This window comes from Arenimonas sp. GDDSR-1, assembly GCF_025980345.1.
Lineage (GTDB): Bacteria > Pseudomonadota > Gammaproteobacteria > Xanthomonadales > Xanthomonadaceae > Arenimonas.
On record NZ_JAPDUI010000001.1, the window covers coordinates 1 to 22018 of the forward strand.

Genomic DNA, 22018 nt, shown 5'->3' on the forward strand with positions numbered 1-22018 from the left:
AACGGTCGAGTTCTTCCGCATCCCGCGCGACACCCTGGTGGTCTGCCTGGGCAAGAGCACCTACGCGCGCTGCGGCATCATCGTGAACGTGACACCGTTGGAGCCGGAATGGGAAGGCCACGTGACGCTTGAATTCAGCAACACCACGCCGCTGCCCGCCAAGATTTACGCCGGTGAGGGCGTGGCGCAGATGCTGTTCTTCCAGTCCGACGAAGTCTGCGAGACCTCTTATAAGGACCGCGGCGGTAAATATCAGGGCCAGACCGGCGTCACGCTGCCCAAAACCTGAGTGCATTCACGGGCCATCAGAACGATGAGCCCGGCTCCTGCAGAAAAATAAGTTCCTCGGGCGTGCTTTCACGGCCAAGCACGGCGTTGCGGTGCGGGTAACGCCTGAAGCGGTCGATGATGGCCTTGTGCTTGAGTTCGTAGTCCAGATTGTTCGCGATGCCGTTGCGGGTGAACAGCTCCACTGCGGTTTCGTGGATGGACGCCGATTCGCTGTGCATGTAGGGCATGTAGAGAAACACACGCTCCTGCGGCGTCAGGGCGGCATCGGCGCCGCTGCGCACGGCTTCCTGTGCCAGCACCAGCGCCATACCGTCCTGGGCAAAGGCTTTGGCGCTGTCGCGGAACAGATTGCGTGAGAACTGATCGAGCACGATGATTTCGGCCAGTCGTCCGTGCGGTGTGTCGCGCCAGGCACTCAACTCGCCGAGACATGCTTGTGCATGCAACGCGCCGAAGCGCTCATCGAGCAGGCGGTCGAAATCGGCGTCCTTCCTGAACCACAGGGCGCGGTCGATTTCAGTGAACCAGAAGCGGATGATGTCTGCATGCGCATGACTCATGGCATGAGCCTTTCTTGAAATATGGCCGATGCGAAGACATCACGCAAATTTTTTGCCATGGCCGCCGCTTCCGACTCCGCGTAAAGCTCGCGTGTTCCGGTGTTCCACACCGGTGCCGGCCAAGCCGCATCGCCGGCATGCCGAAGGATGACGTGGATGTGCAACTGCGGCACCACATTGCCCAGCGCCGCGATGTTGAGCTTCTCACCGTGCGGGAAAGCGGATTGCAGGACGCGGGCGGCGGCATTGATTTCGGCCTGCAGCTGCAGCTGATGATCGGTACTCAGATCCGGCCATTCGCGCACATTCGGCACCCGCGGCACCAGAATCAGCCAGGGAAAGCGGGCATCATCCATCAATCCGATCCGGCAGAGCGGGGCATCCAACAGGAAATGGGTATCCTTGGCGAGGCGCGCATCAAGGCGGAATTCGGGGCTGTTCATCGAGGGCGTGGCCGGGAAACGGTATAATCCAAGCCCCAGTATCCGGTGCCGGTTCCCGCATGTCAAAGTCCAATCCGAAAGTCGGTTTCGTCAGTCTCGGCTGCCCCAAGGCCTTGGTCGATTCCGAACGCATCCTGACCCAGCTGCGGGTGGAGGGTTACGACATCGTGCCGACCTACGACAAGGCCGATGTCGTCGTGGTCAACACCTGCGGCTTCATCGACTCGGCGGTCGAGGAATCGCTGGATGCGATCGGCGAGGCCATGGCCGAGAACGGCAAGGTCATTGTTACCGGGTGTCTCGGCAAACGCCCGGAGCAGATCCGCGAGCAGTTCCCGGACGTGCTGTCGATATCCGGTCCGCAGGATTACAGCACGGTAATGAGCGCGGTTCACGCCGCACTGCCGCCGAAACACGACCCATTCATCGATCTGGTGCCGGACTACGGCATCAAGCTGACGCCCAAACACTACGCGTACCTGAAAATCTCCGAGGGTTGCAACCACCGCTGCAGTTTCTGCATCATTCCGTCAATGCGCGGCGACTTGGTGTCGCGGCCGGTCGACGATGTGCTGCGCGAAGCCGAAAAGCTGGTGCGCGGTGGCGTGCAGGAGCTGCTGGTGATTTCGCAGGACACCAGCGCCTACGGCGTGGATGTGCGTTACGCCGAACGCCAATGGCGCGAGAAAACCTACCAGACCCGCATGAAGGACCTGTGCGAGGGCCTCTCGGAGCTGGGCGTGTGGTCACGCCTGCATTACGTGTATCCGTACCCGCACGTCGACGACATCATTCCGCTGATGGCCGACGGCAAGCTGTTGCCGTATCTGGACATCCCGTTCCAGCATGCCAGTCCGCGCATTCTGAAGTTGATGAAGCGGCCGGGTGCGGTCGAGAAGAATCTGGAACGCATCCAGAAGTGGCGTGAAATCTGCCCGGATCTGACCATCCGCAGCACCTTCATCGTCGGCTTCCCCGGCGAAACCGAAGACGACTTCGCGCAGCTGCTGAGCTTCATCGATCAGGCCGAGCTCGACCGCGTCGGTGCCTTCGCCTATTCGCCGGTGGATGGCGCTGCGGCCAATGCCCTGCCGGATGCCGTACCGGAAGAACTCAAGCAGGAGCGTCTTGCGCGCTTCATGGAACTGCAGGCCGAAATCAGCGCAGATAAGCTGCAGCGCAAGGTCGGTACGGTACAGCAGGTGCTGGTCGATGCCGTGGACGGCGAATTGGCCATCGCACGATCGAAGGCCGATGCGCCTGAAATCGACGGTCTGGTGCAGATCCAGGACGGCGAGCGCATGGGCCTGAAGCCCGGCCAATTCGTGGACGTCACCATCATGGGTGCCGACGAGCACGACCTGTTCGCCTTGGTCGATCCCGAAAACGCCGATTTCTGATATTCGCCCTGCGTTGCGCGCCTTCTCTTTTGAAAAGAGGGATTACGCATCGTATTGGATGGATATCACCACAAACGAGGTCAAGCCGGTCGGCAGTTCGACCTCGAATTCCGTGTCCACTGTTTTGTTCAGTGCCGCCCGCGCCAGTGGCGAATCGATGCTGATCCAGTTGCGCCGTGCATCGGTTTCATCCGGTCCGACGATACGGTAACGCCTTACATCGCCGTCCTCGTTTTCAAGCTCGAACCAGGCGCTGAAGAAAATACGGTCGCGTGGAGTTCTGTCCTGTTCGGGCACTTTCAGCACTTCCAGGCGCTTGCTCAAGTAGCGTACGCGCCGGTCGATTTCACCGAGTTGTTTCTTGCGGTAGATGTATTCGGCGTTTTCCGAGCGGTCGCCTTCGGCGGCGGCGGCGGACAGCGCCTTCACCACTTCCGGACGGCGGATCTGCCAGAGTTCCTGAAGCTCGGCGCGCAGGCGTTCGCGCCCGTCATGGGTGATCAGGGCGGTGCTGGCATCGGAGGGCGGTCGCCATCGGCTCATCGGGGATTCACGAAAAATTTATGGAGTCTGCGCCGGCTATAGCCGATAATGCAGTCTGGATAGCATAAAGCATGTGCCAAGGAGTTTTCATGCGGATAAGCCCGATGTTCGTCACTGTCCTTCTCGCCGGGGTTTTTTCCGGCGCTGCACAGGCCGCCAAACCGACCCGCGAGGAAACGCTTTACGGTCAAATCGACCAGACCCTGAAGAACTACCAACAGGCACGTGACCGCTATGAAACCGGTGACGACAGCCAGCTGGCGGTGATGAACAAAGCCATCGAGGATCTCGAAGATCAGGCCAGCCAGTGTTTCAAGCTCAAAGCCTGTTCGAAGACCAAAGTGATCAGTGCCTACGAGCAATTGATCAGGCAGTCGGATATGCCGGCAACCGGCGGTCCCCAGCCGGCACTGGCGCCGCAGGCCATTCCCGCGCTCGGCACCACCGTCAAGTTGCTGGGTACAGGCAATCTGCAGTTGCTGATCAAATACAATGAGCCGTTGCAGGCGGCCATCGCCAATTGGCTGACCGTCAACCGCGGGTTCTTCATGGACTCTTGGGAAAACTACCATTACATGCGTTACCTCATGGCGCCGGAGTACGAAAAGGCCGGTCTGCCCGAAGCGCTGCTGTTCGGCATGATGACCAAGGAATCCGGTGGCAAGGTGCATTCGGTATCCAAGGCCGGCGCAGCCGGCCCCCTGCAGTTCATGCCGGCCACCGGCCGCCGTTTCGGGCTTGATGCCGGCCCGGGCTATGACATGCGCTATGATCCCCAGTTCGCCGCGCGGGCCAATGCCCAGTACATGAACGAACGCTTCGAGGAGCTCAATCGCAGTCTGGAGATGGCCATTGCCGGCTACAACGGCGGCGAAGGCCGCGCCCGCCGCATCTTCGGTGAGCGTGGCGGTGATTTCTGGCAGGAGAATGTGTACACCGAATGGCCTGCGGAAACGCGGGATTACGTACCGGCGGTGTTGGCTGCAGCCTGGTTATTTCTTCACGGCAATGAGTACGGCCTGACCTACCCGAAGCTGGACTATTCCCCGGCCAGCCTGACCCTGCAGCGCGCCACGACCATCAACGAACTCACCATTTGCCTGGGTAATCCGCATAACCAGTCCGGTTGGTTCCGCGTGCTGCGCAACCTCAATCCGCACTACGAGCCCGGCCAGTACATCGCACAGGGCATCGTGCTGCGTGCTCCGAAGAAACTGGTGGCCAGCTATCAGGCCAACTGTCTGGGCGGGCCGCGCAGCGAACAGGCGCGGATGCTGACCCAGGCCCGCAAGGCTCCCGTGTTCTACCGGCCGCCGCCAGTCACCGTCGCCGAGGCGGTTGACGATTCCGAAGCGGTTGCGGAAACCGCGGTTTCGGAAAAACATAACGGAAAGTACATCGTCAAACCCGGCGAAACCCTGATGATGATCACCCGTACCTTCGATTGCGACCTCAGTCGCCTGATCAAGGTCAATGATCTGACTCCGCCCAATTATGTCATCCAGCCCGGTCAGGAGATAAAACTGATCGGCTGCAAGAAATAGGAATGAAAAAAGCCGGCTTGCGCCGGCTTTTTTCAGGCTAGAGTTTGTTTACAAGGCATCCCAGCCGGCCTTCGGTGTAAAGCGCGCACCGTACTTGCCTTCCAAGGATTTCAGCGTGGCCAGTGCCGCATCACGGCCGATGGCCTTGATGTGTTCGATCGGACCGCCGCGGAACGGCGCGAATCCGGTGCCGAAAATAACGCCGGCATCGAGCAGCTCGGCGTCGGCGACTACCCCCTGGTGCAGGCAGGATACGGCCTCGTTGAGCAGAGCGAATACCAGGCGGTCCTGAAGATCATCGGGTGCTTTGTAATCTTTCGGGAGTTCCGGTTTTACCGCTTTGCCATCGACCCATTTGTACAGACCTTCGCCGTCCTTCTTGCCGCGTTTACCGGGAGTGACCTGCAGGGCATCGGGCAATGTCTGACCGTGGAATTCGGCCATGATCTTGCCGACGCTGGCGGCGACGTCGAGGCCGACCGTATCGACCAATTCGATCGGTCCCATCGGCATGCCGAAATCGAGCGCCGCCTTGTCGATGGCGCGGCCCGGGATGCCTTCCGAAAAAGCCAGAATCGCTTCCTGCATGTAGGGCGCGAGGATCCGGTTGACCAGAAAGCCCGGGGTGCCGGCGACCGGTACCGGCAGTTTGTCGATGCTGCGGCAGAACGCGGCCAGGCGGCGTTCGGTTTCCGCTGCCATGCCGGCATGACGGACGATTTCCACCAGCGGCATCATCGCCACCGGATTGAAGTAGTGCAGACCGGCGAAACGTGCCGGGTGGCTTAACTTGGCGCCAAGGGTATCCAACGCAATCGAGCTGGTGTTGGAAACCAGAAGGGCATCCGGCTTCATCGTCGCTTCCAGCGTGGCATAAAGCGTCTGCTTGGCGTCCAGATTTTCGAAAATGGCTTCGATGATCAGATCGGCTTTGGCCGCGCCATCCCCGGCCACATCGGCCTGCAGTCGGGCGCGGGTCGCCGTGCGTTTGGTTTCATCCTTCACCTTTTTCGCGAACAGGGTCTCGGCACGGTCAAGTGCCGGCTGGATGTACTGCATTTCACGGTCCTGCAGGGTCACTTCGAAGCCGCGCAGGGCACACCAGGCGGCGATGTCGCCGCCCATCACGCCGGCACCGACCACATGCACATGCGAAATGCCGTGCTCTTTTCCGCCGAGCGATTTCAGGCGTTCCATCAGGAAGAAGATGCGGGTCAGGTTGCGCGCGGTCGGCCCCTGTGCCAGTTTGGCCACCGAATAGCCTTCCTGTTTCAGCGCCGCCCGTACCGGCATGCCGCCGGATCGCCGCCAGGTGTCGATCAGACTGTAGGGCGCGGGATAGTGGGCTTTTCGGGCTTTGCGCGCGACCTGTTTGGTGAGTACGCCGGGCAGAATCTGCCGCGCCAGCCAGCTGTTGCTGAGCCAGGCGGTTGCTTTCTGCTTGAACGGCCGATGGACGCCGTGTTCGATGAATTCCACGGCTTTGTTGACCATCAAATCCGGAGCGGTCACCGCGTCGACCAGACCGATGGCGCGTGCCGCTTTGCCCGACAGGGCGCGTCCGGTCAGCATCATGTCGAAGGCCGCCGGGGCACCGACCAGTCTTGGTAGACGCACGCTGCCGCCCCAGCCCGGATAGATGCCGAGTTTTACTTCCGGCAGGCCGATGCGGGTACTGGCATCATCCGATGCCACCCGTGCGCTGCAGGCCAGACTGAGTTCGGTGCCGCCGCCCATGCAGTGGCCGTGGATCAAGGCCACTGTCGGGCAGGGCAGTTCGGCGATGCGCTGGAAGATGTTCTGGCCGTTGCTGATGGCATCAAGCACCGTTCCCTTGGCATCGAACTCGGCAAATTCGGCAATGTCGGCGCCGGCGATGAATCCGGCTTTCTTGGTGGAGCGGATGATCAGCCCCTTCGGCGGAGCGAAGGCCATGCGCTCAAGCAAGCCATCGAGTTCATTGAGCACAGCCTGGCACAGGGTGTTGACGCTGGTGTCCTTGCGTTCGAGGCTGAGGATCAGGATGCCGTCTTTGCGTTCCTCGAGTTGCCAATGTTGCGGGGAGAGACCACTGAACTGATTCATACATTCGTTTGATTGAAATTGAAGTAAGCTTATCATCACCGTTTTGAGCCTGACGGTCAATTCTCGGGAACTTTTCAGGGCCTGAAGCGACAAACCCTGTAGCCATTGGCTGCAACGATACGGAGATCCCGGCCCGATGGGCGAACACGAAATCGATACCGAGCTGGTCCAAAGGGCGCAGAAGGGTGATAAAACCGCCTTCGACCTGCTGGTCCGGAAATACCAGCACCGCATTGCGGCAGTGGTCAGCCGTTTCGTGCGCAACCCGGCCGAGTGCCAGGATGTGGTTCAGGACAGCTTCATCAAAGCCTACCGGTCACTGCCGGGTTTCCGCGGCGAAAGCCAGTTCTACACGTGGATGTACCGGATTGCGGTGAATACCGCCAAGAACCATCTGGCCAGCCTGAAACGGCGCCCCGGTGCCGATGTGGAGCTGGAAGATGCCGAGTTCATCGAAGGCGGCATCTACGTGCAGAACAATGACACGCCGGAGCATGAACTTTTGCGCGAAGAACTTGCCCAAGTGGTCAGCAAGGCGCTGGCGCAATTGCCGGAGGAAATCCGGCAAGCCATCACCCTGCGAGAGATGGAGGGGCTTTCCTACGAGGAAATCGCCGAAGTCATGAATTCACCGGTGGGAACGGTACGTTCCCGAATTTTCCGGGCGCGCGAAGCCATCGACGCCCGATTGCGTCCCCTTTACGAGTCCCAGCGAGTCCGACCATGAAACCGATCAGCGAAACCGATTTAGAACAACTCAGCGCCTACATCGACGGCGAATTGTCGGACAGCGAACGCCGTTTCTTTCAGAAGCGCCTGGCCAACGATGCCGAACTGCGCGCGGCCTGTGAGCGCGCGTGGATTGCGTCATCCGTCCTGAAATCACAGCCGATGCGGCTGATGCCTGCAGGCAGTGCCGATGCGATATGTGCGCAATGCCAGCCTGAGGCCGGAGGCACGAAAGCGCCCTGGCGGCTGGTCGCATCGTTCGCGGCACTGGCACTGGTCGCCGGTCTTGGGTATCAGCTGATGCCGGCCCCCGATGTGACTGCCCCCGATGATCGGATGCTTGCGCAGCAGACGTCCGTCCCGCCACCGTCTGCGTCTCCGTCCGGGGCTGAAGCCGCTCCGGCGGCAGTGCAGAAAGCAGGCGCGAAGCCGGCGGCCCGGCCTGCGGCCAAGTCGGATCCGCCATCGACGCAACTGGCTGCGGCCGATGACCCGACCCGTTTCGAACTCAATGAGGCGACCCGTTCCAAAAGCTGGCCCAAAAGCGACCAGGCCTTGGACGGCTATCTGGCGCGTCACAACCAGATGACCGGCAGCAATACTGGAAACGACCTCATTTCCTACGCGCAGATGCTTTCCGCCCCGCAGACGGGCGCCGAAGACGGCGGCAAGGACGGCCAATGATGCGCCCGAAATCCCTGCTTGCCGGTCTGCTGCTCATCACGCTCGCCACACCCTTGGCGGCGCAGGAGCGTGGCTGGCTCGACAGCGGTAAACAATGGGTTCAGCAGTTCTGGAGCGATGATTCCGGACAATGGCTGGGCCGTATCAACGGTGCGGTCTCGAACCACAATTACAAAGGCGTTCTGGTTTTTGTGCAGGGTGACAACATCAATACGCTGGCAATCGAGCATCGCATGGACAACGGTGTCGAGAATCTGCGCATGCGCACGCTGTCGGGCATGCCCAGGGAGCTGGTGAAAAAAGGCGGAAAAATCCAGAGAGGCAGTTCCGAAGATTCGGCGCAGTCGTTTCCGGCTTCAGCTTCCGGACAGATCACCTTCAGTCATTTCGCCAGCGCCGAAGGCAACAAGTGGTACAAGATCCGCCTGGCCGAGAAGGCGCGTGTTGCAGGGCGATCCACCCAGGTCGTCGAAATCAAAGCGGAAGATGCCTGGCGCTACAGTTACCGGCTCTGGCTGGATACCGAAACCGGGCTTCCGTTGAAAGTCATCACCCTCGACGAGCGCGGTTTTGCCGTCGAACAGTTCATGTTCACCCAAATCGAAATCACGCCGGTACCGGGCAAGGGCAAAGCACCCAAGCGCCGGCTGCCGCCGCCTTTGAAGTCGCCGTTCAAGGAGGTCAAGGGATTCCAGGTGATCGCCAGTGAAAGCCGCGCTGGATCCACCCAGTATCTGTTCAGTGACGGACTATCCAGCATTTCGCTGTATGTCGAACCGTCAAAACTGAAGGAAAAAGCCCAGATGCACCGTGACGGCGTGAATGGCCTGATGCTCGGCGACGGCAACATCCGTTATGTCGCCATGGGCAAAGTGCCGGTCGCCACCCTTGAAAAAATCCTTGCACAGACCCAACGTTGAACCCGTTCAATCTTCGATCATCGAGGTAGCCATGAAAGCAATTACGCCCGTTTCCCGTTTCCTGCTGGGATTCTTCAGTTGTGCCGTGCTGGTCGCCTGCTGGCAGCAAGCCCAGCAGCCGGTGCAGGCACAAAGCGCATCGACGGCCAATGCCGCGCCATTGGTCGCGCTCCCGGATTTCAGCGCACTGGTTGAACGCACCACGCCCGCCGTGGTCAGCATCGAAGCCAGCAGCGAGCGTGGTGCGGACCCGGAAAGGCGATCGGCCGCTCCGGAATCCGATGACGAGCAGATGCAGGAATTCTTCCGCCGCTTCTTCGGCCAGCCGATGCCGGGACAGCCCGGTCCACAGGGTCCGCGCGGCGGCGGCACGTCCTACGGCTCCGGGTTCATCATCTCCGCCGACGGGTACGTGCTGACCAACCATCACGTCATCGAGGGCATGAACAAACTGGTCGTGCACCTGGCCGACCGCCGGCAGTTGCCGGCCAAGCTGGTCGGTTCCGACCCCTCGACCGATGTCGCCGTACTCAAGATCGACGCCAAAGGCCTGTCCACACTGGCCATCGGCGATTCCGACGCGGTCAAGCCCGGACAATGGGTGGTGGCCATCGGATCGCCGTTCGGATTCGATTATTCGGTCACCGCCGGCATTGTCAGCGCCCTCGGCCGCCCCAGCGTGGACGGCAGCCAGCGCTATGTCCCGTTCATCCAGACCGATGTCGCCATCAACCGCGGCAACTCCGGCGGCCCGCTGCTCAATACCCGCGGCCAGGTGGTCGGCATCAATTCCCAGATTTTCAGCAACTCCGGCGGCTACATGGGCGTCAGCTTCGCGATTCCGATCCGGACCGCCATGAATGCCGTCGAGCAGATCAAGGCCACCGGAAGCGTGCGCCGTGGCCAGCTCGGCGTGCAGGTCCGTGATGTGCAGCCGGAGGAATTGACCGATCTTGGCCTGAAAACCGCGGAAGGTGCCTTCGTGGCCAGCGTTCAGAACGGCAGTGCCGCCGCCAAGGCCGGCATCCAGCCCGGAGATGTCATTACCGGATTCAACGGTGCCGCCATCGTCAAGTCCTCCGATCTGCCGCCCATGGTCGGTGCCCTGCAGCCGGGCGTGAAATCGCGGGTGAGCATCCTTCGCAATGGCCGTACACAGGACATTCCGGTCGTGCTTTCGGTGCTTGATGAAGCTGCCGGCAATCCACGCAATCCGGGAACGCCGAGCCAGACCCCGGCCAACCCGTCGAAGCTCGGCTTCAGTGTCGAGGAGGTCAGCCCGGCCACGCGAAGCCGCCTGGGATTGGCTACCGGTGGCGTCCAGATCGCCCGGATCAGCCAACCCATGCTCGGCCAGCTCGGCATTGCCAAAGGCGATGTCGTGCTCGAGGTCGGCCGCACGCCGGTGGCTTCGGTAGCCGCTTTCGAAAAAGCCGTATCCGCCTATAAATCCGGTGACCGGGTGAGGGTGCTGATCCGTAATGCCGAAAGTACGGCCATCCACATGCTTGTCGTGCCGTAAGAAATTGATTCTGGGGCGGAAAACCGCCTCAGAAGCGGCGGCATATGCGATAATGACCGGCTAAGTTTTCCGAAAAGCGACCCCATGCAGCATATCCGCAATTTCTCCATCATCGCGCACGTGGATCACGGCAAATCGACCCTGGCCGACCGCATCATCCAACTCTGCGGCGGCCTCGAGGCCCGTGAAATGGAAGCCCAGGTACTCGATTCGAACCCGATCGAGCGCGAACGCGGCATCACCATCAAGGCGCAGTCGGTGTCCTTGCCGTACACCGCCGATGATGGCGTGACCTACCAGCTGAATTTCATCGATACCCCGGGGCATGTGGATTTCAGTTATGAAGTCTCGCGTTCACTGGCCGCCTGCGAAGGCGCTCTGCTGGTGGTGGACGCCGCCCAGGGCGTGGAGGCCCAGTCGGTCGCCAACTGCTATACCGCGGTGGAGCAGGGCTTGGAGGTGGTTCCGGTGCTGAACAAAATCGATCTGCCGACCGCCGATGTCGAGCGGGTCAAGGCCGAAATCGAGGCGGTCATCGGCATCGATGCCGAAGAGGCGGTCGCCATTTCCGCCAAAACCGGACTGAACGTGCGTGCCGTGCTGGAAGCCATCGTGGCCCGCATTCCGCCGCCGAAACCGGTCGATACCGGCCATCTGCAGGCGCTGATCATCGACTCCTGGTTCGATAACTACCTCGGTGTGGTCTCGCTGGTGCGGGTGGTGCAGGGTGAAATCAAGCCGGGTGACAAGATTCTGGTGATGTCGACCGGCCGTGTGCATCAGGTCGACGAGGTCGGCGTGTTCACGCCCAAGCGCAAAGTGCTCGGCAAGCTCTCGGCCGGTGAAGTGGGCTGGATGAACGCCTCGATCAAGGATGTCCATGGCGCGCCGGTCGGCGATACCCTGACCCTGGCCGGCAATCCGGCCACGGAACCCTTGCCGGGCTTCCAGACCATGCAGTCGCGCGTGTTCGCCGGCCTGTTTCCGGTCGATGCCGAGGATTACCCGGCGCTGCGCGAGGCTCTCGACAAGCTCAAGCTCAACGATGCCGCGCTGAATTTCGAGCCGGAGAGTTCGGAAGCGATGGGCTTCGGCTTCCGTTGCGGCTTCCTGGGCATGCTGCACATGGAAATCGTGCAGGAACGCCTTGAGCGCGAGTATGACCTCAACCTGATTTCGACCGCACCGACCGTGGTGTATGAAGTGCTGCTCACCGACGGCAGCATCCTGCCGCTCGACAATCCGGCCAAGCTGCCCCCGGTCAACAAAATCGAGGAAATCCGCGAACCGGTCATCCTTGCCACCATCCTGACTCCGCCCGATTACGTCGGCAACGTCATCACCCTGTGCGAGGAAAAGCGCGGCTCCCAGCAGGGCATGAACTACATGGGTAGCCAGGTCCAGATCACTTATGAACTGCCGATGGCCGAGGTGGTCACTGACTTCTTCGACCGCCTCAAGTCGGTATCGCGCGGCTATGCCTCGCTCGACTACCATTTCCTGCGCTTCGATGCCGGTCCGTTCGTGCGCGTCGATGTGCTGATCAACGGCGACCGCGTCGACGCGATGTCGATGATCCTGCACCGCGCCCATGCCGACCGCCGCGGCCGCGATCTGTGCGAGAAGATGCGCGAACTGATTCCGCGCCAGATGTTCGATGTCGCCATCCAGGCCGCGGTCGGATCCCAGATCATTTCCCGTTCGACGGTCAAGGCAATGCGCAAGAACGTGCTGGCCAAGTGTTACGGCGGCGACGCCACGCGCAAGAAAAAGCTGCTCGAGAAACAGAAGGAAGGCAAGAAGCGGATGAAGCAGTTCGGCCGCGTCGAAATTCCGCAAGAAGCGTTCATGGCCGTGCTGTCGGTCGATAACAAATAAGGATTGCCCGTGAAAATCGATTTCGCCCTGATACTCACCCTTCTGGCCCTGTTCACCGGCCTGATCTGGCTCGCCGATAAATTCGTTTTCGAGAAACGACGCCTCGCGGCCGATGCCGCAGCCACCGATCCGGTCCTGGTCGAATACGCCAAATCCCTGTTTCCGGTCATCTTTCTGGTCCTGGCCCTTCGTTCCTTCATTGCCGAACCGTTCCGTATTCCGTCCGGTTCGATGATGCCCAACCTGCTGATCGGCGATTTCATCCTGGTCAATAAATTCAGTTACGGCATCCGTCTGCCGGTCATCAACACCAAGATCGTCGAGGTCGGCGAACCCGTGCGCGGCGATGTGTTCGTGTTCCGCTATCCCGGCTCGAAAGAGCTGGGCAAGGAAGACCCGGCCGCCGGTACCGATTACATCAAACGCGTGATCGGACTTCCGGGCGACACCATCAGCGTCGAAGAGAACCGGGTTTCGGTCAATGGTGTGCCATTCGGCTATGCCGAGGCCGGCGTTTACGTCGGCAAAGGCGTTTCCAGCGAGATGACCGGGTCGCGCATCTACACCGAAAGCCTGCCGGGCAAGTCCCACACCATGCTGGAAATGGATGGCGTGCCGCTCGGTTACCGCAACAACGGCACCTGGGTGGTGCCGCAGGGCCATTATTTTGCCATGGGCGATAACCGCGACCGCAGTGCCGACAGCCGCGAATGGGGTTTCGTTCCGCAGCAAAACGTGGTTGGTAAGGCGATGGTAATATGGTTAAACTGCTCGGGTTGGTTCTGTACCGACAGTTTCGAGCCGTCACGCATCGGCACCAAAATCGACTAAGGGGGTCATCATGAAACGCAATCAGAAAGGCATTACCCTGCTCAGCTTCCTCTTCGTTCTGGCGCTGGCCGGATTCTTCGGATTCCTTTTCATGCGCCTGTTCCCGGTGTATTCCGAATATTTCAGTGCGGTCAACGACATCAAAGCCGTGACCCAGGCCGCGGGGGCCGATAAACAGGCACTGGCCCAGATCAAGGACAGTCTTTACCGCCGGTTCCAGATTAGCTACGTCGACAGCGTGGACCTCGACAAGCACATCAAGCTGCGCACCGAAAAGGACGGCAAAGTGCTGGATCTGAATTACGAGGTCCGCAAGCCGCTGATGTACAACCTCGACTTCGTCGCCAAGTTCGAGCGCAGTTTTCCGGTGACCGGCCGGGCCGACGCGGAGTGATGCGTTGCTGACAGGGTTCCGCGATCCGGAACTGCTGCGTCAGGCGCTGCGGCACCGCAGCGCCGGCAAGCCCAATAACGAGCGCCTCGAATTCCTCGGTGATGCCGTACTGGGCATGCTGGTGTCCGATGCCTTGTACCGTAAATTCCCCAAAGCCAGCGAAGGCGAACTCACCCAAGCGCGTTCGCATCTGGTGCGTGAATCCACACTGGCTGAAATCGGCCGTGAGCAGGACCTGGGAGCGCGGCTGGAGCTCGGCCCCGGCGAAATGAAGTCGGGAGGCCATCGTCGCGATTCCATCCTGGCCGATGCCGTCGAAGCCGTCATCGCAGCCGTTTATCTGGATTCCGGTTTTCCGGCAGCGCGGCAGCTTGTGGATGCATGGTTCGGCAGCCGTCTGCACCTGTCGCTTGAAAAGTCGCCGGGCAAGGATCCGAAAACCAAGCTGCAGGAGTGGCTGCAATCCAAACAGCATGCCTTGCCGGTGTACCGTCTGATCCGGGCCGGCGGATCCGATCATGAACGCACTTTCGATATCGAGTGCGTGCTCGAACATCTCGCAATCACCACGGCCGGCAGCGGAAGCTCGGTAAAATCGGCCGAGGCCGATGCCGCCCGCAAGGCGCTTATTCTTCTAGGCCAGGAAAAATGACCGAACATCTGGACAACATCCCCTATCATGCCGGTTTCGTCGCCGTCATCGGCCGGCCCAATGTCGGCAAATCGACACTGGTCAATGCGCTGGTCGGCAGCAAAATCAGCATCGTGTCCTCACGGCCGCAGACCACACGCCACCGCATGCTCGGCATCGCCAGCTTTCCGGAAGGCCAGCTGGTGCTGGTCGATACCCCGGGAATCCATGCCAAACAGTCACGCGCCATGAACCGGCACATGAACCGCGCCGCGCGCGGCGCGGTCAGCGACGTGCATGCCTCCGTTCTGGTCATCGAGGCCGGCCGTTGGCACAGCGACGACGCCTTGGCCTATCAGGCGCTCAAGGATTCGGACGTTCCTGTGCTTCTGGTCATCAACAAGATCGACAAGCTCAAGGACAAGGATGCATTGCTTCCGTTCATCAAGGAAGTGACCGAAGGCCGCGAGTTCGCCTCCGTGCATCTGATCTCTGCGCTCAAGAGCAAGGGTACCGCCGATCTGGTCAAAAGCCTGCTGCTACTGATGCCGGAATCCGAACCGCTTTACGGTGAGGACGAGATCACCGACAAAAGCCAGCGTTTCCTTGCCGGCGAGCTGGTGCGCGAACAGCTGATGCAGCGCCTCGGCGATGAACTGCCGTATTCGGCCACGGTCGAAATCGAGAAATTCGAGGAAGACGGCGGCCTTCTGCGCATCGGTGCCGTGATCTGGCTCGAGCGGGAAGGGCAGAAGGCCATCGTCATCGGCAAGGGCGGCCAGCAGCTGAAAGCCATCAGCACCTCGGCACGCTTGGGCATGGAAAAACTGTTCGGTTCAAAGGTATTCCTGGAAACCTGGTGCCGCGTCCGCGACGGCTGGTCCGATGACGAGGCCGCGCTGCGACGGTTCGGTTACAACGACTGATGCGCATCGAGTGGCAGCCCGCGCTCGTGCTGCACAAACGGGCGTACCGCGAAACCAGTCTGCAACTTGAACTGCTGACCCGCGATCATGGCATTGTCGGTCTTGTCGCCAAAGGCGTGACCGGTGCCAAAAACCATGTGCTGCGCGCGCAGCTGCAGCCGATGCAGCACATCAAGGTCAGCTTTCTGCTCAAAAGCGAACTCGGTACTTTGACCGCTTCCGAACCGCTTCCGCCGGTATTGGCCATTGCCGGTGATCGGCTGATGGCAGGTCTGTACCTCAATGAACTGGTGTTGAAGCTCTGTCCGCGCCAGGATGCGGATAACGAGCTTTACCAGTTATTGCTTGCGGCGCGCACCGAGCTTGCGGGCGGCATGCCGCTGGCCTGGCTGGTGCGCCGATTCGAAAGGGATCTCATCCAGCATCTGGGCTACATCACTCCGTGGACGGCGATGGCCAATGGCCGTGACATCGAGCCTGAGCACCATTATCGGGCGCATCCCGAACTCGGCCTGATGCCGGCAAAAGCGGAGGAGCCCGGTGCGCTCTCGGGCACCGATCTGCTCGATTTCAATGCCGATCGCATGCCCTCGGCCAAGGCTCTCGCAGTATTGCGGCAGTTGCTGCACGGGGTGATCGCACAGCATCTGGGCAAATCCCTGCCGCGTTCGTGGCAGATGATCGGTGAGCTCAGCCGTCCGTTGAAATCATGAAAGCCAGGGTATCGGCCAAGGTGGTCCGGAAAGCGGAATGCGAAGCTTCTGACAGGTCCTGATCGAGCGCGCGGCAGGCCGCCAACAGCCGCTCGGCGCCCAGAAAGCCGCAGCTGGCTTTGAGCCTGTGCAGCGCATCATGCACGGCCGTCGCATTGCCCGAATCGAATGCCGTCTGAATACTCTGCGCGGCAACCGGAAGTTCGGCAGTGAACATGGCGCGCATGCTGCGCAGCGCGGCGGAACTGCCTCCGAGGGCTTTGAGCGCTTTTTCCTTATTCCAGAGTTCCGGAGTGCAAGTGCACAGCCGATGGATGGCGTCGTGCAGTTCGGCAACGGGCATCGGTTTGGCCAGAACATGGGCAATGCCTTTCGCGGCCAGTCGCTCCCGGACAGCCAGGGTGACCTCGGCACTGATCGCCAGAATCGGGATCCCGGCCGGAAACGCGGCGGCCAGATCCGGAAGCTCGCCATCCGGCAGATTCAGATCGGAAATAATCAGCGACGGCGGTTTGGTCCGCATTACCGCACAGGCAGAAGCAAAGTCGGGGCAAGCCGTGAATTCGACATCCAGCAAAGCGATGGCTTCGGAGAGGTAGAAGCGGCTGATTTCGTCGTCTTCGATCAGGACAATGGAGGCTTTCATCGGCGGTTTTTTTGGCGCAGGCGGTGCCATAGCGCATGGATATCTGCGAAAATACGGCTTTATCACGGAATTTCATTGTGGCACGAAGCGGACCGAAAGCAAAACGCGAATACGAAATCGAGATCGACAATCTCAGCCATGACGGGCGGGGTGTCGGCCGTCTCGATGGCAAGACCGTATTCGTCGCGGGTGCTCTGGTCGGCGAACGCGTTCGGGTCCAGCAGACCGGCCGCAACCGTCATTTCGACGAGGCCAGAACACTGGAAGTGCTCAGCGCCTCGCCGGACCGCGTCGAGCCCCCCTGTCCGCACTATGGCGTCTGCTCGGGCTGTGTCCTCCAGCATCTGGCCAGTGACCGCCAGATCGAAGCCAAACAACGGACGTTGGCCGACAATCTTCAGCGCATCGGCCATGTCGTGCCTGATGCGCTGCTGCCGGCTCTGGTTGCCGATGCCTGGGCTTACCGCCGCAAGGGCCGGTTTTCGGTACGTTATGTCGAAAAGAAGGGCGGCGTGCTGGTCGGATTCCGGGAGACCGATCCGCGTTTCGTGGCCCAGCTGCGCGAATGCCGGACCGTGGTGCCAGCCGTATCCGCCCTGATCGTGCCCCTGACCGAACTGATCGATGGCATGCAGGCCAAGCGTGAAATCGCTCAGATCGAATTCATCCAGGGCGACGGACCGGTGGCCCTCGTATTCCGCAATCTGATTGCGCTCTGTGCCGGCGATTTACAACAGCTTGCCGGTTTCGGCGCTGCGCATGACGTTCAGATCTTTCTGCAGCCCGGTGGCGTGCATACGGTGCATCCGCTGCGCGATGATTATCCCGCCTTGGGCTTCGATCTGCCCGAATACGGCATCCGCTTCGAATTCAGGCCGCTGGATTTCATCCAGGTCAACGCTCCGCTCAATGCCGCCATGATCGCACGTGCCATCGCGCTGCTTGAGCCTGGCGCCGATGATGTCGTGCTCGATCTGTTCTGCGGCCTTGGAAATTTCACCCTGCCGCTGGCCAAGTCGGCGGGCGAGGTGGTCGGTGTCGAAGGCGATCACGGTCTGGTCGAGCGTGCGCGGGACAATGCCCGCCGGAACGGCATCGCCAACGCCGAGTTCTTCGCCGCCGATCTGACCCAGGACATCTCCGCCCAGCTCTGGAAAACCCAGCGCTTCACCAAGCTGCTGCTCGATCCGCCGCGTGCCGGAGCCATCGAGGTCCTGAAGCAGATGAATCTCGAAGGCATCCGCCGCATCGTCTATGTGTCCTGTCATCCGGCCTCGTTGGCGCGTGATGCCGCCTATCTGGTACAGGAGCGCGGCTACCGTCTTCTGCAGGCCGGCGCCATGGACATGTTTCCGCAGACCGCCCATGTCGAGTCCATCGCCGTGTTCGAGGCCGGCTGATGGGCATCGAGATCGAGCGCAAGTTCCGGGTCACCGGCGAGGCCTGGCGTGCGCAGGCGCATCACCGCCTGCGCATCGCGCAGGCCTATCTGAACCACAGCGAAGCCCTCGCGGCCGGACGCGAGCACTGTTCGGTCCGGGTCCGCATCACCGGAGAGTCCGCCAATCTCAATATCAAATCCCGGGAAACCGGCGCGAGCCGGCAAGAGTTCGAGTATCCGATTCCGCTGGCCGATGCCGAAAGCCTGATGCTGCTCGCCTGCGAGGGCCGTATCGAGAAAGTGCGGCATCTGGTGCAGATCGGCGGCCATCTCTGGGAAATCGATGAATTCGCGGGGGATAATGCCGGTCTGGTCGTTGCCGAGATCGAGCTCGGGGATGTCAATGAGCCTTTCGCCAGGCCGGACTGGCTGGGCCCGGAAGTCACCGACAGCCTTCGTTATTACAATATGGCGCTGGCCGCCAGACCCTATCGCCACTGGACGGCTGAGGAAAAATCATGTTGATCATCGGAATCGAAGCGCACGCACTGACCGTTGCCGAGCGTGAATTCCTGCAGCACCCCGCCGTTGCCGGGGTTATCCTGTTTTCGCGCAATTTCGCTTCGAAAGCGCAGTTGTCCGATCTGTGTGCCGAAATCCGTGCCGGCTCGCCCCGGCCGCAGCTCATCTGCGTCGATCAGGAGGGCGGACGCGTGCAGCGTTTCCGCGAGGGTTTCGCCAAGTTGCCCAGTCTCGAGCGGTTCGGGGAATTGGCCCGCGCCGATACCGCATCGGCGCTGGCGCTGGCCCGAGAGCACGCCTTTCTCATGGCCTCTGAAATCATCGCCAGCGGACTGGATCTGAGCTTCGCCCCGGTGGCCGATCTGGGCCGCGGCAACCTCGCCATCGGCAACCGTGCCTTCGCGGCCGATCCCGCCACGGTGGCGATGTTCATCGAAAGCTATGTGGCGGGCATGCACGATGCCGGCATGGCTGCGACCCTGAAACATTTCCCCGGCCACGGTTCGGTGCTGGAGGATACCCATTTCAATCAGGCCGTGGATTCACGGCCGTACGCAGAAATAGCAGAGATCGATCTGCCGCCATTCACAGCCGGCATGCGTGCCGGTGCCGATGCGGTGATGATGGCGCATGTCGTTTATCCGCAGGTTGCCCCGGATCCGGCCGGCTATTCGCCGCACTGGATCGGTACCGTGCTGAAATCGGAATTGGGCTTCAACGGCGTCGTGTTCAGCGATGACATCGGCATGGCCGCGGCCGAAAGCGCCGGCGGTGTCGCGACACGGATCGGACAGCATCTGGCCGCCGGCTGTGATGCGGTATTGGCCTGTCCTCCGGCCTGTGTCGGGGAGGCCGTCGCCGCCATGCCCGTACGCGATTACCCGCTTTCGCGTCTGCAGCCTCTGTTTGCCGCACGGCCCATGACGTGGGATACACTGGCCGGCAATGACCGTTATCGGTCCGCCTTGCGGACCATGAACCAGCTGGAGCAGGCATGATGCGACACGATATCGAAGAGGTTCTGGCCCGATCCGAACGCCTGCAGGACCGCACGGAAATCGAACAGGCCATCGACCGCATGGCCGGGCAGATCCGCAAGGATCTGCACGGACAGTTTCCGGTTTTCCTGACATTGATGCATGGCGGGCTTTTTTTTGCGGCCCGGCTCGGCTTGTCATTGAACATGGATGCGGAGTTCGATTACCTGCATGCCACGCGCTATCGCGGCGAAACCACGGGCTCCGGTCTGGCCTGGCTGCACCGGCCGGCGGCGGTACTGGAAGGCCGTACGGTTCTGTTGGTGGATGACATCCTCGATGAAGGACACACCCTGAAAGCCGTGCGCGACTGGTGCGAGGACCAGGGCGCGGCCCGGGTCAAAATCGCCGTGATGGCCATCAAACAGCATGACCGTTGCGTCCCCGGCCTTGAGGCCGATTATTCCGGGTTCTCCGTGCCGGACCGTTATGTGTTCGGATACGGCATGGACATCAATGAGCACGGGCGCAATCTGCCCGGCATCTACGCACTGATATGAACGAAGACATCGCTCTGGCGGTCATCGGCGGCACCGGCGTCTATCGCTTGCCCGGCGTGCAGTGGCAGCACTCGCATACGCTGCAGACCCGCTTCGGCGCGCCGTCCGGTCCGATCCGGACAGCGCGCATCGGATCCGCGCAGGTCGCTTTCCTCGCCAGACACGGGGAAGGGCATGCCTTGCCGCCGCACCAGATCAATTACCGGGCCAATCTTCAGGCCTTGCACGATCTGGGTGTGCGACGCGTTCTGGCCATCAATACCGTCGGCGGCATCGGCGCCGCCTATGGTCCGCGGGTATTGGCGGTTCCTGACCAGATCATCGATTACACCTGGGGCCGGATCAGCACCTTGTGCGAGGAGCCCGGCAGTCCCGTGTTGCATGTCGATTTCGGCGATCCCTACACGGAAAGTCTGCGCCTGGAGTTGCTGGCAGCCTGTAAAGCGGCTGGAGTCGATGTGGTGGCCGGCGGCTGTTATGGTGCCACGCAGGGGCCGCGGCTGGAATCCAAAGCTGAAATCGCACGCCTGGGCCGGGACGGGTGCGATCTGGTCGGCATGACCGGCATGCCGGAGGCGGGGCTTGCACGGGAGTTTGGCCTGTCCTACGCCAGTCTGTGTGTCGTGGCCAACTGGGCCGCCGGTTGTGACCCGGCCAATGCCGAAATCACCCTCGAAGAGGTTTTGGCCAATGTCGAGTCGGTCAGCGGGCACCTGCTGCCGATTCTCGAACAGTTGCTGGCCTCCTAAAAAATACTTGGCAATTCAAAACGTTTTGTGCATACTTTGATTTACCAACTGTTCATGTTGGTGAATGTTCAATCCATTTTTAAGGTGTGACAGTATGAGTGTCGGTACGGTGAAGTGGTTCAATGATGCAAAGGGTTTCGGTTTCATTGCGCCCGAGGACGGCAGCGAAGACATCTTCGTGCATTTCTCGGCGATCAGCTCCGAAGGCTTCCGTTCCTTGAAAGAAGGTCAGCGCGTCACGTTCGACGTGGTGCAGGGCCCGAAAGGAAAGCAGGCAGCCAACGTCGTCGGCGCCTGATTATTGGCGGCGCAAGCCGCCAATCTTTCCATGTGGTATCTCGTCATTGCCAAAGATCATCCGGGTACTTTGGCGCAACGACTGGCCTCCCGGGCCGATCATCTCGCACGCCTGCATGACCTGAATGGTCAGGGTCGATTGAAGATTGCCGGCCCGCTGCCGGCGATTGATGCCGTCGATCCCGGCGATGCCGGATTCACAGGCAGCGCACTTGTCGTTGAATTCGCCAGCTTGGATGATGCCCGAACCTGGGTTTCGGCAGATCCGTATTTCACTGCCGGCGTCTATGCCAGCGCCGATATTTTCCCCTTCAAGCCGGTCCTGCCGTGAGCGAAGACCGTGTTTCCCGCATCCGGTCGGCTTTGGATGCACTGGATCCCTCGAGCTTGGACATCCGCGACGACAGCCACAAGCACGCCGGTCACGCCGGTGCCCGCGACGGCCGCGGCCATTTTTCCGTACGCATCGTTTCCGCCCGGTTTGAGGGTCTCTTGCCGCTTAAACGGCACCGCCTGGTTTACGACATGCTCGGACCCCTAATGGAGACGGACATCCATGCCGTGGCCATCCAGGCCCGTACTCCCGCGGAAGCTGCGTTGCAGGCAGAAAAGCCGTAAAAAATCGCCTTTACCTATCGCCCATCAGGGTGACACGCGCTATACTGTTGGTCATGCTCCGAGATTGTATATAAGTACAGTTAAATCAATTGCTTATAAATAAATTCGAGGAATGGATCCCTGTCAGTCGCGCGCTTAAAGATGCGCCGGCAACCGCCCCGATAAATCAGAAGA

Annotated in this window: 25 protein-coding genes and 1 pseudogene; 21 read left to right on the plus strand and 5 right to left on the minus strand. The window is 60.9% G+C overall.

Annotation, left to right across the window (positions count from 1 at the left end):
- A partial coding sequence (gene dcd / locus Q0W88_RS00005; protein WP_297798719.1) for a dCTP deaminase occupies positions 1-289 on the plus strand: 289 nt, incomplete at its 5' end.
- Positions 290-305: 16 nt separating this feature from the next.
- Here dcd and Q0W88_RS00010 read toward each other — a convergent pair.
- Both Q0W88_RS00010 and Q0W88_RS00015 read right to left on the minus strand, forming a co-directional pair.
- On the minus strand, positions 306-851 hold the full coding sequence (locus Q0W88_RS00010; protein ID WP_297798720.1) for a DUF924 family protein: 546 nt from the start codon (positions 849-851) through the stop codon (positions 306-308).
- Entirely contained in the window at positions 848-1294 is a 447-nt protein-coding gene (locus Q0W88_RS00015; protein WP_297798721.1) for an HIT domain-containing protein, read from the minus strand. Before Q0W88_RS00015 ends, Q0W88_RS00010 begins: the two co-directional genes overlap by 4 nt.
- Before the next feature lie 59 nt (positions 1295-1353).
- On the opposite strand from Q0W88_RS00015, the pseudogene rimO reads away from it, so the two are divergent.
- A pseudogene (gene rimO / locus Q0W88_RS00020) lies at positions 1354-2661 on the plus strand (30S ribosomal protein S12 methylthiotransferase RimO); the annotation flags it as partial.
- A gap of 75 nt (positions 2662-2736) precedes the next feature.
- Here rimO and greB read toward each other — a convergent pair.
- Positions 2737-3237 (minus strand): transcription elongation factor GreB, encoded by a 501-nt coding sequence (gene greB, locus Q0W88_RS00025; protein ID WP_297798723.1) that lies wholly within the window; start codon positions 3235-3237, stop codon positions 2737-2739.
- 104 nt (positions 3238-3341) lie between these two features.
- Between greB and Q0W88_RS00030 the strand changes: the two genes are divergently transcribed.
- Positions 3342-4781: a transglycosylase SLT domain-containing protein gene (locus Q0W88_RS00030; protein WP_297798724.1), complete on the plus strand. Its 1440-nt coding sequence runs from the start codon at positions 3342-3344 to the stop codon at positions 4779-4781.
- A gap of 48 nt (positions 4782-4829) precedes the next feature.
- Here Q0W88_RS00030 and Q0W88_RS00035 read toward each other — a convergent pair whose 3' ends face one another.
- The gene (locus tag Q0W88_RS00035) at positions 4830-6866 is read right to left on the minus strand and encodes a 3-hydroxyacyl-CoA dehydrogenase NAD-binding domain-containing protein (RefSeq protein ID WP_297798725.1); all 2037 of its coding nucleotides are present in this window, start codon (positions 6864-6866) and stop codon (positions 4830-4832) included.
- Positions 6867-7002: 136 nt separating this feature from the next.
- Between Q0W88_RS00035 and rpoE the strand changes: the two genes are divergently transcribed.
- The 10 genes from rpoE (at position 7003) to recO (ending at position 16094) form a co-directional block, all read left to right on the plus strand.
- Positions 7003-7593 carry an RNA polymerase sigma factor RpoE gene (gene rpoE, locus Q0W88_RS00040; RefSeq protein WP_297798726.1) on the plus strand — a complete coding sequence of 197 codons (591 nt, stop codon included), beginning with the start codon at positions 7003-7005 and terminating at the stop codon, positions 7591-7593.
- Positions 7590-8279, plus strand: a complete 690-nt coding sequence (locus Q0W88_RS00045) for a sigma-E factor negative regulatory protein (protein WP_297798727.1) — start codon at positions 7590-7592, stop codon at positions 8277-8279. Before rpoE ends, Q0W88_RS00045 begins: the two co-directional genes overlap by 4 nt.
- Positions 8279-9199: a MucB/RseB C-terminal domain-containing protein gene (locus Q0W88_RS00050; RefSeq protein ID WP_297798728.1), complete on the plus strand. Its 921-nt coding sequence runs from the start codon at positions 8279-8281 to the stop codon at positions 9197-9199. Before Q0W88_RS00045 ends, Q0W88_RS00050 begins: the two co-directional genes overlap by 1 nt.
- Before the next feature lie 31 nt (positions 9200-9230).
- Entirely contained in the window at positions 9231-10721 is a 1491-nt protein-coding gene (locus tag Q0W88_RS00055; protein ID WP_297798729.1) for a Do family serine endopeptidase, read from the plus strand.
- A gap of 84 nt (positions 10722-10805) precedes the next feature.
- The gene (lepA, locus tag Q0W88_RS00060) at positions 10806-12599 is read left to right on the plus strand and encodes a translation elongation factor 4 (RefSeq protein WP_297798730.1); all 1794 of its coding nucleotides are present in this window, start codon (positions 10806-10808) and stop codon (positions 12597-12599) included.
- A gap of 9 nt (positions 12600-12608) precedes the next feature.
- A complete protein-coding gene (lepB, locus tag Q0W88_RS00065) occupies positions 12609-13430 on the plus strand; it encodes a signal peptidase I (protein ID WP_297798732.1) in 822 nt (273 codons plus the stop codon).
- Positions 13431-13440: 10 nt separating this feature from the next.
- Positions 13441-13824, plus strand: a complete 384-nt coding sequence (locus Q0W88_RS00070) for a DUF4845 domain-containing protein (protein WP_297798734.1) — start codon at positions 13441-13443, stop codon at positions 13822-13824.
- Positions 13825-13828: 4 nt separating this feature from the next.
- On the plus strand, positions 13829-14476 hold the full coding sequence (gene rnc, locus Q0W88_RS00075) for a ribonuclease III (protein WP_297798735.1): 648 nt from the start codon (positions 13829-13831) through the stop codon (positions 14474-14476).
- The gene (era, locus tag Q0W88_RS00080; RefSeq protein WP_297798737.1) at positions 14473-15381 is read left to right on the plus strand and encodes a GTPase Era; all 909 of its coding nucleotides are present in this window, start codon (positions 14473-14475) and stop codon (positions 15379-15381) included. The genes rnc and era overlap by 4 nt, the downstream gene beginning before the upstream one ends.
- Complete coding sequence (gene recO, locus Q0W88_RS00085; RefSeq protein WP_297798738.1) at positions 15381-16094, plus strand: DNA repair protein RecO; 714 nt, start codon at positions 15381-15383, stop codon at positions 16092-16094. Before era ends, recO begins: the two co-directional genes overlap by 1 nt.
- Here recO and Q0W88_RS00090 read toward each other — a convergent pair.
- Positions 16072-16740: a response regulator gene (locus Q0W88_RS00090; protein ID WP_297798739.1), complete on the minus strand. Its 669-nt coding sequence runs from the start codon at positions 16738-16740 to the stop codon at positions 16072-16074. The genes recO and Q0W88_RS00090 overlap by 23 nt on opposite strands.
- 77 nt (positions 16741-16817) lie before the next feature.
- On the opposite strand from Q0W88_RS00090, the gene rlmD reads away from it, so the two are divergent.
- The 8 genes from rlmD to Q0W88_RS00130 all read left to right on the plus strand — a co-directional run bounded on the left by rlmD (position 16818) and on the right by Q0W88_RS00130 (position 21844).
- The gene (gene rlmD, locus Q0W88_RS00095) at positions 16818-18140 is read left to right on the plus strand and encodes a 23S rRNA (uracil(1939)-C(5))-methyltransferase RlmD (protein WP_297798740.1); all 1323 of its coding nucleotides are present in this window, start codon (positions 16818-16820) and stop codon (positions 18138-18140) included.
- Positions 18140-18646, plus strand: coding sequence for a CYTH domain-containing protein (locus Q0W88_RS00100; RefSeq protein ID WP_297798741.1), 507 nt, complete (start codon positions 18140-18142; stop codon positions 18644-18646). The genes rlmD and Q0W88_RS00100 overlap by 1 nt, the downstream gene beginning before the upstream one ends.
- Positions 18640-19641 carry a beta-N-acetylhexosaminidase gene (gene nagZ / locus Q0W88_RS00105; protein WP_297798742.1) on the plus strand — a complete coding sequence of 334 codons (1002 nt, stop codon included), beginning with the start codon at positions 18640-18642 and terminating at the stop codon, positions 19639-19641. The genes Q0W88_RS00100 and nagZ overlap by 7 nt, the downstream gene beginning before the upstream one ends.
- The gene (locus tag Q0W88_RS00110) at positions 19638-20180 is read left to right on the plus strand and encodes a hypoxanthine-guanine phosphoribosyltransferase (RefSeq protein ID WP_297798743.1); all 543 of its coding nucleotides are present in this window, start codon (positions 19638-19640) and stop codon (positions 20178-20180) included. Before nagZ ends, Q0W88_RS00110 begins: the two co-directional genes overlap by 4 nt.
- A complete protein-coding gene (locus Q0W88_RS00115; protein WP_297798744.1) occupies positions 20177-20929 on the plus strand; it encodes an S-methyl-5'-thioinosine phosphorylase in 753 nt (250 codons plus the stop codon). Before Q0W88_RS00110 ends, Q0W88_RS00115 begins: the two co-directional genes overlap by 4 nt.
- A 94-nt stretch (positions 20930-21023) precedes the next feature.
- Positions 21024-21227: a cold-shock protein gene (locus Q0W88_RS00120; protein WP_297798745.1), complete on the plus strand. Its 204-nt coding sequence runs from the start codon at positions 21024-21026 to the stop codon at positions 21225-21227.
- 30 nt (positions 21228-21257) lie between these two features.
- Entirely contained in the window at positions 21258-21557 is a 300-nt protein-coding gene (locus tag Q0W88_RS00125; RefSeq protein ID WP_297798746.1) for a YciI family protein, read from the plus strand.
- A complete protein-coding gene (locus tag Q0W88_RS00130) occupies positions 21554-21844 on the plus strand; it encodes a BolA family protein (RefSeq protein ID WP_297798747.1) in 291 nt (96 codons plus the stop codon). Before Q0W88_RS00125 ends, Q0W88_RS00130 begins: the two co-directional genes overlap by 4 nt.
- Positions 21845-22018: the final 174 nt, after the last annotated feature.

Excerpts from the sequence above, each read along its gene's own strand:
- Q0W88_RS00030 (WP_297798724.1), top strand. The coding sequence starts at position 3,342 with ATGTTCGTCACTGTCCTTCTCGCCGGGGTTTTTTCCGGCGCTGCACAG.
- Q0W88_RS00125 (WP_297798746.1), top strand. The coding sequence starts at position 21,258 with ATGTGGTATCTCGTCATTGCCAAAGATCATCCGGGTACTTTGGCGCAA.
- Q0W88_RS00055 (WP_297798729.1), top strand. The coding sequence starts at position 9,231 with ATGAAAGCAATTACGCCCGTTTCCCGTTTCCTGCTGGGATTCTTCAGT.
- Q0W88_RS00090 (WP_297798739.1), bottom strand. The coding sequence starts at position 16,740 with ATGAAAGCCTCCATTGTCCTGATCGAAGACGACGAAATCAGCCGCTTC.
- Q0W88_RS00070 (WP_297798734.1), top strand. The coding sequence starts at position 13,441 with ATGAAACGCAATCAGAAAGGCATTACCCTGCTCAGCTTCCTCTTCGTT.
- Q0W88_RS00120 (WP_297798745.1), top strand. The coding sequence starts at position 21,024 with ATGAGTGTCGGTACGGTGAAGTGGTTCAATGATGCAAAGGGTTTCGGT.
- Q0W88_RS00100 (WP_297798741.1), top strand. The coding sequence starts at position 18,140 with ATGGGCATCGAGATCGAGCGCAAGTTCCGGGTCACCGGCGAGGCCTGG.
- Q0W88_RS00015 (WP_297798721.1), bottom strand. The coding sequence starts at position 1,294 with ATGAACAGCCCCGAATTCCGCCTTGATGCGCGCCTCGCCAAGGATACC.
- Q0W88_RS00110 (WP_297798743.1), top strand. The coding sequence starts at position 19,638 with ATGATGCGACACGATATCGAAGAGGTTCTGGCCCGATCCGAACGCCTG.
- nagZ (WP_297798742.1), top strand. The coding sequence starts at position 18,640 with ATGTTGATCATCGGAATCGAAGCGCACGCACTGACCGTTGCCGAGCGT.
- Q0W88_RS00045 (WP_297798727.1), top strand. The coding sequence starts at position 7,590 with ATGAAACCGATCAGCGAAACCGATTTAGAACAACTCAGCGCCTACATC.
- Q0W88_RS00010 (WP_297798720.1), bottom strand. The coding sequence starts at position 851 with ATGAGTCATGCGCATGCAGACATCATCCGCTTCTGGTTCACTGAAATC.
- Q0W88_RS00115 (WP_297798744.1), top strand. The coding sequence starts at position 20,177 with ATGAACGAAGACATCGCTCTGGCGGTCATCGGCGGCACCGGCGTCTAT.
- era (WP_297798737.1), top strand. The coding sequence starts at position 14,473 with ATGACCGAACATCTGGACAACATCCCCTATCATGCCGGTTTCGTCGCC.
- lepA (WP_297798730.1), top strand. The coding sequence starts at position 10,806 with ATGCAGCATATCCGCAATTTCTCCATCATCGCGCACGTGGATCACGGC.
- rpoE (WP_297798726.1), top strand. The coding sequence starts at position 7,003 with ATGGGCGAACACGAAATCGATACCGAGCTGGTCCAAAGGGCGCAGAAG.
- Q0W88_RS00050 (WP_297798728.1), top strand. The coding sequence starts at position 8,279 with ATGCGCCCGAAATCCCTGCTTGCCGGTCTGCTGCTCATCACGCTCGCC.
- recO (WP_297798738.1), top strand. The coding sequence starts at position 15,381 with ATGCGCATCGAGTGGCAGCCCGCGCTCGTGCTGCACAAACGGGCGTAC.
- Q0W88_RS00035 (WP_297798725.1), bottom strand. The coding sequence starts at position 6,866 with ATGAATCAGTTCAGTGGTCTCTCCCCGCAACATTGGCAACTCGAGGAA.
- greB (WP_297798723.1), bottom strand. The coding sequence starts at position 3,237 with ATGAGCCGATGGCGACCGCCCTCCGATGCCAGCACCGCCCTGATCACC.